Below are 9775 nucleotides of genomic sequence, written 5' to 3' on the forward strand. Positions count from 1 at the left end.
CGGTAAATACTAGATTTTGAAAGGATGTATGCTTTCAAAATTTGCCTGATATTCTCATATTTGACATGCTAATAAACGGCAAAGGGTCGTTTGCAGTTTATGAGTGGCAAAATGGAAACAGACTAATAATTCTGTACACTATAAATATTGATGAAGCGACAAAAAGTACACTAGGAATTATTAATTCGAGGTGAGTTAGCCCTATTGTGCATTTGCCTTTCTCTAGTTTGTAGTAGCCCAGCTCATGAGCAAAAGGTTTTATTTCAAAACAATCTTCTAATTCAGCAATTACTTTAAACTTCGCTTTTGCTAAATTTCTAAAGTATTGAATTGTTGAAAACCATACTAACGAAACTATAGAAATAGGAACAGCAATTGCCAAATATTCGATTTCCTTTTCGGATGCTAAAAGCGCGATACCGGCGGCCACTACGGATAAATAGAAGGCAGATAAAGCCTGTCTCCTTTGTTCATTGGCTGTAATAGTTTGTACATAGACACCATAAATTTCGACTATATTTTGCATGTCATTCATTGGTTATACAACTTCCATATTGCATTAATTAGAGGTTGTTCATTCCATCCGACAAATTCATCAGCGTTATCTAAAACAACCCCAGCTCTCCTCTCCTGCCCATGTGGGTTAACAGCCAAAATTGGCTTACGAAACTCATTCGCACCTTCTATTTCTTTCTTTATCCACTTACTATGATGAGCGTACATACCTGTCGGTATAATAACCACGTGAGACCGGTAGATCTTATCATAATATAGCATTTTTTAATTGTAGGTCATTATTAGCATTATGTATTGGGTCGTTTTTAGGTACAGAGAAATCACAAAAAACTAGAGATGCTTGTCCAAGTCTCCAATCTTTAAATATCCATTCAGATAGACGATCATAATGCTCTGAATAAGCCCAAGAATGGCTTATAAATACATGTATTTGTTTAGTGCTCATAAATTAATTCTCCTATCTAGCCTTTAGGTGGAAATGGATCATTACCATGACTATCTTTAGGGCCAATTTTTCCATCTTTGTTATGAATAACAAGTTCAGTTTTTTGGTTTTGGCTAATTTCACGAGCGCGATTAACAGCTTCTTGTTTGGTATCAAAGTGCCCAGATGATCGTTGAGCACCACTTTGCTCTATATCCCATCCGCCATCTTTACTATTTGATACTACATGAGTGCTTTTTTTTGACATCTTTATGAATCCATTTTTGTAGAAAACCAACATTATTATCAAAATGGGGATTAACCATAGAAATTCAAGGGATAAAACACTATATATATGTGATTTTAATAGGTTTTATTTTACAGCTAAAGGGAAAATAAAAATTGTAAAAGAAAGATGCCATAGTTGAAGACAGCCCTTTTTCATTGTTTCTAAAATGGTGGCAAAATGGAATCTAACTATTACCCCTAGAATTTACTAAGATAGAGATCACAAGACCCAAATCAGTTTATTAACAAGGGATTTATTAACAATTTCAGCCCTTTAGTTTTTTAACAGCGTTTATTAACGCTGTTTGCGTAGAATCAGGGCAAAATGAAGGTGATTATTGGTGCTGCTGATGGTGTATAGATAACACTTGTTTATTTAACTCCACTATCCGCGAAAATATCCCAATCTAGGGGTCTGTCGCAAAAAAAACAAAATCACCCTATTACCTACGATCATAAGATTAAATTTCAGCCAAAGAAGAGCCTCATGTTCAACTAAAAATGGTGCTATTTTTCAAGTTATTATTTTCCTGAATGTCATATGGTACTTGGACTTTCCACTATTGTAATGTGCATTTATTGATTTTTGACTCCTAAATCTATACTATATATTTCATCTTAGTCAATACCTTCGCCAAAATAAAAATACACTCATTTTTATGAATTTTATAGCATATAAGCGATTGATTTATATGGGTGTAAGATTGTCATTTTTGGCTTAAATTAAAATTGGCGAAGGTATTGAAGGGAGCTGGAAATAAATAATAATCCAATATTGGGCAGAATATGGACAAAAAGAGAATCTGATACATGAAACTACAGTTCAAGCATATTTCCAGTTCAACCCAGATGCCATATGAAGAACGGTTGGTTGCCTATTTAGTAGATAATAATTGGGATGATTTCGGTTTTACGACTTCATATGCTCTCACAGTTTTTGACGATAAAGGTGTTAAGCACGACATTGGTCGTATAAAAATAGGCTGTTTTGGTCAAAAGTCCGGTACCAAAACAGAATTCCCAAATTTTCGTCAGCTTGAGGATAAATATTTCTCGCTTGGACAAAGTTCTGAATACTATCAAAACATTAATAAGCTTAATGACGGAATTAAGAAAGAAGTTCTTATTCAGCTAAATGATGTCGTGCAGAATCAAGACTTATTAGAAAGAGCGATAAAAGAAGAAGTAACAAAAACGTCTTTGTTGCGGGATATAAGCATATCTTCGATAAATGGACAGTTTAAAAGACTTTTGGAAGGTGGCTCCGTACTAACAAATTATGATTTTCAATATAATATGCCGCAAGGGGAAAAAACAGCAGGACTAGATCTTAAATTCTCTGTAGATCCTGAGTCGAATCCTCCTACGAATATTCATGTGTTGATTGGTCGTAATGGAGTAGGAAAAACGCATTTACTAAGCGAAATGGTAAAAGCACTTGTTCCAGATGAAAAAACTGGATCCATTAAATCGGATAGTAATTTTTCAGATTCACAAAATCCCTGGGGAGAACAGAATAATGAGGACTTATTCGCTGGTGTTGTTTCTGTCGCCTTTAGTGCATTTGATCCATTTGAGCCCTATCCTGAGCAAAAAGATAAAACAAAAGGCATACGCTACTCATATGTGGGATTAAAACGCTCATCAAGCAGAGGTGGCACGCCAATGAGTCATGAAATGCTTACTGATGAATTTGTTGACAGCTTAAAGGCGTGTGTTTCACAAGGTAAATTAGAACGCTGGAACATAGCAATAAAAAACTTAGAGTCTGATCCACTTTTTAGAGAACTTTCACTTAGTGATGTTGTCTCTTCGTGTGATGCTGACAAGTTAGAAGAAGCTAGGCCAATGTACAAGAAAATGAGTTCAGGACACGGCATCGTACTACTGACTATAACCAAACTAGTCGAAAAAGTTGAAGAGAAAACTCTAGTGTTAATCGATGAGCCGGAAGGGCACCTTCATCCTCCGTTGTTATCAGCATTTGTTAGAGCCTTATCAGATTTATTGTCTCATAGAAATGGGGTGGCAATTATCGCAACTCATTCACCAGTTATTGTTCAGGAGGTGCCGAAGGACTGTGTTTGGAAACTTCGTCGAACAGGGTTGGAAGCAAATGCAGAAAGACCAGAATTAGAAACATTTGGTGAGAATTTAGGCATCCTCACACGTGAAATATTTGGACTTGAAGTTACTGAGTCTGGGTACCACAGATTGTTAAACGAGGCGCTTGAAAACAAAGATAGCTTCCAAGATATTGTTAAGTATTTTGGTAATAATTTAGGATCAGAGGCAAGGGGTATATTGCGTGGTCTTATTGCAGAACGACATAAAGAAGAGCTATAGCCATGAGAGTTATAGTTAAACCAGAGGAAGATCCAAAAGATGTGTTTTTAACATGTATTAGTCATGTAGCAAACAAAAGCTTAAAAGACAAGCTGAGCTCAGTTGTAGATAATGTGAATAAGGCGGCAGAAGAGTTTAATCGTAATGGGATGGATAAGAGTTTCTACCGTTTAAATGAGCATGACAATATAGCAAAGAAAGTTACAGAAAATGAGATGGTGCTTGTATATACAAACCGCATGGCCAAGAAGGGGGCGCCTGGCCGGTCTGTTTACGATAAACTGAAAGCATCTGCACCTCAAGGAATATGCCCACTTTGTGGACAAAGAACAGTATCGACACTAGATCACTATTTACCAAAAGCTCGTTTCCCATTATTGGTTGTTGTTCCATTCAATCTCGTTCCAGCATGTTATGATTGTAATAAATTGAAGCGAAGTACAGTTCCGACAACTACTGAAGAGCAGACACTACATCCATATTATGACGATGTAACGTCTGTGCAGTGGTTGTTTGCTGAGGTCGTTAAGGGCCCACCAGTTTCTATTAGTTTCTTTGTTAAGGATGTAGATGATTGGAGTGACGCAATGAATGCCCGAATAAAACAGCATTTTAATATTTATGGTCTTGGCTCATTATATACCTCTCAGGCAGGTGCTGAACTCGCTAATATCCGATGCCAGCTAAAAAATATTTTAGTAAAATCAAACTCAGAAGATGTACGTGACCAGTTATTAGATGCCTTTAAAACGCGGAATAATAATCATAGGAATTCATGGGGAACTGCCATGTATAAAGCAATGGCGGATAATGAATGGTTCTGTAATGGTGGTTTTAAAGCAAAATAAGAATAACCAGAGTGTGCATAACAATGCGCTCGTTCGGAGGTTCTGTCGCAAAAGATACGTATACCCAAACGAAATCAAGATGCAGGTTATTTTATCTCGTCATCCCTGCATGCTTTTAGCAGGGTTCTATTGAATGTACATGGATTCCCGGTAAAACCCTCGGGAATGACGGTCGGGGTAATTCCTGCACCTTCAAGTAGTTTGGGTATAGACATCATGGTTGTCATTCAAGAAGAAACGACAGGCGATGGGTTCTGTCGCAAAAAATAAATATTTGTGTAAAAATCAACTGTAATAGAAGTTACGCATTGACAGTGTTTATTGGACACCACCATCCGCACCAATAATCACCTTCAAATTCCCCCGATTCTACGCAAATAGCGTTAAAAAAGGCTGTTAAAAAAAACTAAACCACTGAAGTTGTAAAAAAACCCATGTTAAAAAAGTTTGCATCAACTAAAGTCTTGCTGTTCTTCATAGCCCTCCCGAATCGGGAACGTGCTGTTACCCCTGCGGGTGTAACAACTACCCTAACCTGGGGTAAGATAAAAACAAAAACACTTGAAGAAAAAGATCCCCCCCCTAATGGGTTGGTTTTTCGGGGAGTCGCTATTTTTGCGAAAGCTTGTTTTGGGCATCCCAGCCCAAGCAAGCAGCAAAAACTTAACGCGACCACTTATGCCTCCGGCGGCCCCGATTCGTCCTCGTCACCTCGTCCCGACCCAACAAGGGGTTGGAACATAGGCTCCAAATGACTTGACGCCGTGTCGGATGGCCTTTTATTTTGTCTCCACCTTCGCTAACGCTCAGACTCCGACAAAATAACGGCCCTACGGCTATCGCGGACTAAAAATCATCACTTCGCTTAGGCTACGTTTCCCTGATTTTCAGCGAATGAGTTTTTGTATTTTTATGTTCTCTAATACCCAATTTCAACCGACTGATCATGAATGACTGCTTGTTTTTCATATTTTTCTGCAATCGACCTTAAAACACCTGCTGTATTAGGAAAAATACAATCAATTTTTTCAGCATCCTCTTTGTAACGGCATGCTAACTCCTTTTCTTGTAAGCCACCTGCATATTGGCCTCTATAAGTGACACCTCTAGCATTAATTTTCCCACATATTATTCCATCTTCAATCTGTTTATTTTTTATTCTTTCAAGAACATCTCTAACTGATTCATGAGGCCAAATGCCATCGTTTCCTACTTGACTTCCCGCTAAATAAGTTCCAATTTTAGAGTCACCAATATCTACTAGTCCTGATTCTTCAAAAATAGCTCTGGCTTCATCAACCCAAGAATTTAAAATATCTTTATTGATATCTTCTCCAACCACTCCAGGTAGTATAGAAAGTGTATCTAGTAATTCCATTGCTGTTTCAGTTCTTTGTTTTTGCTTTTCTTGAGATAACTCCTCGACATTATCATTGCGTTTATATATCCAAATGACCAACTGAGCAAAAAAACTGGATTCTCAGCAACATATTTAAAAAGATAACATGGCTGAACCTTCCTAAATCGAAAGATTGGTAAATAAAGCCATTCAATCTGTCGAATGTTCTCAACTTTTATACCACTACAATTCTGAATGAGTCCAATGGCATTCAAAATTTTATATTGATCACTTTGTATTGAATGGCTATTTAAACCCTTAGGGTCTATAGCTATTTTGATCAAAATGGATTCAACTAGATTTCCATCTAATAAACTAGCGCCACTGTTATGAAACATATGAGAAATGGTATCTAATGCAGCTAATGGCCTCTCATTTTCTAAAAATCTTGCGGCAATAATAGCTACAAGATCTATGTCTTTATCTGCTAAAAAGTAACGATGTAATTGAGTCCAATATAAAGATTTCCCAGCTTGATCTAATTCATCAACTAAAGCAAGAGTTTCTTTATTTACAGGAAAACACAATAAAAATTGTGATTTTTTATCTTCACCCCATGATGGATTACCCTTCAATATATCAACTGCACTATTCATATTCTCATGAGCTAAGACTGAAAAATATTTTTTTGAAAAGATGACATATTTGTCATCTTCACTTAACCATTTGAGTGCTTTACTTAACACGTCAGTTGAAACTGAAGACTTATAAGTAGAGTAACCAACTATATCAGGACAAGGGCTTGCCAATATTAATTTCTCTAACGCATTATTACCTCCCTCTTGATAAAGAGTCTCTATGATTTTTATACGGCTGTCCTGAACGAGATCATCACGCTCTTCTTGACTGACTGGGTGAATAAACCTTGGATAATCATCGTTAAATAGAAAAACATTAGCTTTAACTGTGTCCGCATAATTAAAATGATGATAAACCTCCTCTAATTGATCCAATAGCTCAGTTGAGTAAGGATATTCTGAGTCTGGACGCTCTCTATGACAAGACAGAGTTATCCTTAATTGGTTAAGAATTCTATCCCTATCCTTATCAGAAATAAGGTCAACGGTTTGGCCTAATAACTTGCTAATAAGTTCCTGCTGATGAGTTTCAGTATATGAATTAAGGTTATCAATCAGATCACATAACCTGGAACATTTACCGTAGTCAATCTTACTGAACAGTAGATTTTCAATTGAATCAACATAGTTATTATAATCGTGAGTTGTGGCACTACGTTCAATATCTTTAGACCAATATTGATACTTTGGTTTACTTATTCCTGTGGTCACACCGGAGTTTTTTATTAACAATGAAAGCATCAATTTCCAAGTGACTTCTGGGTATTGTGAGATTAATACTTTATCAAGTACTTGTACCCTTTGTTCATGTGAAATAGACGTATTATTTATCCACCCCAAATAAATATGGACCAATGAACTTGAAGGCCTATTAGCCCAACGACCGCCTGGGTCTATCTCCACTAAGCGAGCCAAACATAAGCTCACTTTGGCAAAATATTGTTTTTTCCAAGAAAGCTGTTCTAAAGAACAAAGTAAATTTAAATGATCGCAATCACCACCTAAAATAGCCGAGCCTTTCTCTTCAAATAATCCAAGTAAATATGGATTTTTATTTGATGTCGCTGCCTCGACTGCCGATATAAATTCTTCTGGGGCTGCTTCAGCAACTAGTTGCATACAGCTACCAAGCGAATACCAGAACTTTAACTCTTTATTGGTACCAAAAAGATCTCTGACCCAAATACGAATATCATCAGAGGGTTTGTATCCACCTAGTTGGGGGGATAACTCATCAGAATAAGCAGTCAATAAAGCCAAGCTATCTGATAGACCTATCTTTAATAGATCAGAATATTTAGGAACTGCTCCTTTGATTGGTGCCATATATCGCTCATTGGAAGGCAAATCATAAGATGGATCTAAATCAGCCAGCACAATTGAAATAGTTTTTCCTAAACACTTAAAATAAGGAACGGCTATTTTAGGCTCTATTAGCAACCAATAATCTACTTTTGAAATTACCTGCCATACCTTACCTACTAGTCGTATCGGTGTGTCATTTTCTTTTGACAGTTTGATAATTATTTGATTAAATTCTGAATATGGCAAACCAGATAGAATCTCTAAAGCTTCTTTATCATATTTGTTCTCATCGCACCATTCAGAAGCAAATAGCACAGCAAAAAGGACTTCTGATTTAAATTTATTTGGCCAATATGGGTGTTCAAAATCTACAGGCTTTAGTAAAGGGTGACGAAGCAGTGGTTCTAAGTAGCCTTTTGTGTCGTCATATAAAGACTGTATTTCTTCATCATTAAAGCCTAGTTTTTTAAATCCTTCTTGTCTATCTAAGCGTGATTGATGACTTAAGCAAATATCTGCTTTATCCGCCCTAATGTCTTTTTCATCAATTGCACTTATTACAGTATGCCCATTAGAAACTGCCGTTCCTTTTCCTGAAGGTGTAAAACCAAGTGGCACTAATATTAATGACTGCTTACGCGAAGTAATACAATCCCATGATTCTTGATCTTTAATGATAAGACAACGACATTTTGCAATGTCAGAATCAAGAAATGAAGCTAAAATAAACCCGTATGCCTCAATTTTAGATTCTGATTTAATTAGATGTGAACCTGGTTGTTTAGTCACTATCTCATCAATAGCCTTAGACTCTTTTTCCCTGTTATGGAGAAGAAAATCTGATGTGATATTTACTTTAGTTTGATTTTTATATTCATTCCAAGCTTGTTCAACATCCTTTGTTGAGTCTAATCGCTTATCCAATAATGTAGCAAACCATCGGTGTACAGCTGGACATGTTTCCAGCCAATTTTCTAGTGTTTCAGCATTTATTCCTTTAACATCTTTCCATTCATTATTTGATGATTTTGATCGAACCCAACCATCTCGTTTTGTCCATAATCTTGATGTGACAAAAACAAATGTTGTTTCATCTAACTTAAATGGATCTGGTTTTTTTGATCGTTTAGAATAATCATCATCCGCTGAAAATCAGGGAAACGGAGCCTAAGCGAAGTGATGATTTTTAGTCCGCGATAGCCGTAGGGCCGTTATTTTGTCGGAGTCTGAGCGTTAGCGAAGGTGGAGACAAAATAAAAGGCCATCCGACACGGCGTCAAGTCATTTGGAGCCTATGTTCCGACCCCTTGTTGGGTCGGGACGAGGTGACGAGGACGAATCGGGGCCGCCGGAGGCATAAGTGGTCGCGTTAAGTTTTTGCTGCTTGCTTGGGCTGGGATGCCCAAAACAAGCTTTCGCAAAAATAGCGACTCCCCGAAGCCTTTCCTTTTACGTTTTTATTAGTACCAATCTCCCATCCAGACTTTCCTGCTGGTATGAACTGAGTTGCTTCGGCAACGTCAATAGTTCCATCCCACCCTCCAATAGCAATAGCATCGCCAGATGAGAAATTTATTTCCTTTGGTTCGCAAGAAGCTAAAATTAGTTATTTTAACTAATAATGGGAGAGTTTCTTCTGCTCTGCGTTTATTAGTTTCAGTCCAGATTTTTATATCGTTTGATGTTACATGCCATCCAGTCATACTTCCCTCCATATAAAGGTCATGTGAATTTTAAGGGTTCTGTCGCAAAAAAACAAAATCACCCTATTACCCCTCTTTCTTCCATCGCTTAAAATCAGGGAAACGGAGCCTAAGCGGAGTGAAGATTTTTAGTCCCTGGTAGGCGACAGGGCAATTCGCTGATCCGAAGTGCGCTAGTAGCGCGCGAGGGAGGCAAGAATTGCATTCCGAATAGCCGTCCAGCCATTTGAGGTAGTCTTAACGGAGCAGGGTTTTGTGCGTAGTTGAGACGGACGCAGGGCGACCAGGGCATCTCCCATTCGCTGCGTAGGCGAATGAATGTTGGTGACAGGAGTCCCAGAATGTTGTGAGGTAGCATGGCGCGCCTG

General features: G+C 37.6%; 10 protein-coding genes. 3 read left to right on the forward strand and 7 right to left on the reverse strand.

From position 1 onward, the window contains the following. Nucleotides 1-97: 97 nt before the first annotated feature. Genes CDZ78_RS13195 through CDZ78_RS13205 form a run of 4 tightly spaced genes read right to left on the reverse strand, consistent with a single transcriptional unit; the run spans nt 98 to nt 1208 of the window. Complete coding sequence (locus CDZ78_RS13195; protein ID WP_087870426.1) at nt 98-535, reverse strand: RipA family octameric membrane protein; 438 nt, start codon at nt 533-535, stop codon at nt 98-100. Beyond that, nucleotides 532-723 (reverse strand): TIR domain-containing protein, encoded by a 192-nt coding sequence (locus tag CDZ78_RS23205; protein ID WP_230988329.1) that lies wholly within the window; start codon nt 721-723, stop codon nt 532-534. The genes CDZ78_RS13195 and CDZ78_RS23205 overlap by 4 nt, the downstream gene beginning before the upstream one ends. Nucleotides 724-763: 40 nt before the next feature. Beyond that, entirely contained in the window at nt 764-961 is a 198-nt protein-coding gene (locus tag CDZ78_RS23210; protein ID WP_244559250.1) for a hypothetical protein, read from the reverse strand. Between the two features lie 16 nt (nt 962-977). Next, a complete protein-coding gene (locus tag CDZ78_RS13205) occupies nt 978-1208 on the reverse strand; it encodes a DUF2188 domain-containing protein (protein ID WP_087870427.1) in 231 nt (76 codons plus the stop codon). Nucleotides 1209-2077: 869 nt separating this feature from the next. Here CDZ78_RS13205 and CDZ78_RS13210 point away from each other — a divergent pair. From CDZ78_RS13210 to CDZ78_RS22070, 3 genes are all read left to right on the forward strand, one after another. Beyond that, nucleotides 2078-3574, forward strand: a complete 1497-nt coding sequence (locus CDZ78_RS13210; protein ID WP_087870432.1) for an AAA family ATPase — start codon at nt 2078-2080, stop codon at nt 3572-3574. A gap of 2 nt (nt 3575-3576) precedes the next feature. After that, nucleotides 3577-4422: an HNH endonuclease gene (locus tag CDZ78_RS13215; protein WP_087870428.1), complete on the forward strand. Its 846-nt coding sequence runs from the start codon at nt 3577-3579 to the stop codon at nt 4420-4422. A 129-nt stretch (nt 4423-4551) separates the two neighbouring features. Continuing rightward, complete coding sequence (locus CDZ78_RS22070) at nt 4552-4692, forward strand: hypothetical protein (RefSeq protein ID WP_167374300.1); 141 nt, start codon at nt 4552-4554, stop codon at nt 4690-4692. A 649-nt stretch (nt 4693-5341) separates the two neighbouring features. Here CDZ78_RS22070 and CDZ78_RS13225 read toward each other — a convergent pair. From CDZ78_RS13225 to CDZ78_RS22700, 3 genes are all read right to left on the reverse strand, one after another. Then, nucleotides 5342-5800, reverse strand: coding sequence for a hypothetical protein (locus CDZ78_RS13225; protein WP_087870430.1), 459 nt, complete (start codon nt 5798-5800; stop codon nt 5342-5344). Continuing rightward, a complete protein-coding gene (locus CDZ78_RS13230) occupies nt 5788-8628 on the reverse strand; it encodes a hypothetical protein (protein ID WP_087870431.1) in 2841 nt (946 codons plus the stop codon). The genes CDZ78_RS13225 and CDZ78_RS13230 overlap by 13 nt, the downstream gene beginning before the upstream one ends. Nucleotides 8629-9580: 952 nt before the next feature. After that, on the reverse strand, nt 9581-9775 hold a 195-nt coding region (locus CDZ78_RS22700; protein ID WP_211200768.1), incomplete at its 5' end, for a hypothetical protein.

Source organism: Bathymodiolus platifrons methanotrophic gill symbiont (assembly GCF_002189065.1).
Taxonomy (GTDB): Bacteria; Pseudomonadota; Gammaproteobacteria; order Methylococcales; family Methylomonadaceae; genus Methyloprofundus.

Coding starts and splice junctions, on each gene's coding strand:
- CDZ78_RS13215 (WP_087870428.1), top strand. CDS start 3,577: ATGAGAGTTATAGTTAAACCAGAGGAAGATCCAAAAGATGTGTTTTTA.
- CDZ78_RS13205 (WP_087870427.1), bottom strand. CDS start 1,208: ATGTCAAAAAAAAGCACTCATGTAGTATCAAATAGTAAAGATGGCGGA.
- CDZ78_RS23205 (WP_230988329.1), bottom strand. CDS start 723: ATGTACGCTCATCATAGTAAGTGGATAAAGAAAGAAATAGAAGGTGCG.
- CDZ78_RS23210 (WP_244559250.1), bottom strand. CDS start 961: ATGAGCACTAAACAAATACATGTATTTATAAGCCATTCTTGGGCTTAT.
- CDZ78_RS13210 (WP_087870432.1), top strand. CDS start 2,078: ATGCCATATGAAGAACGGTTGGTTGCCTATTTAGTAGATAATAATTGG.
- CDZ78_RS13195 (WP_087870426.1), bottom strand. CDS start 535: ATGAATGACATGCAAAATATAGTCGAAATTTATGGTGTCTATGTACAA.
- CDZ78_RS13225 (WP_087870430.1), bottom strand. CDS start 5,800: ATGGAATTACTAGATACACTTTCTATACTACCTGGAGTGGTTGGAGAA.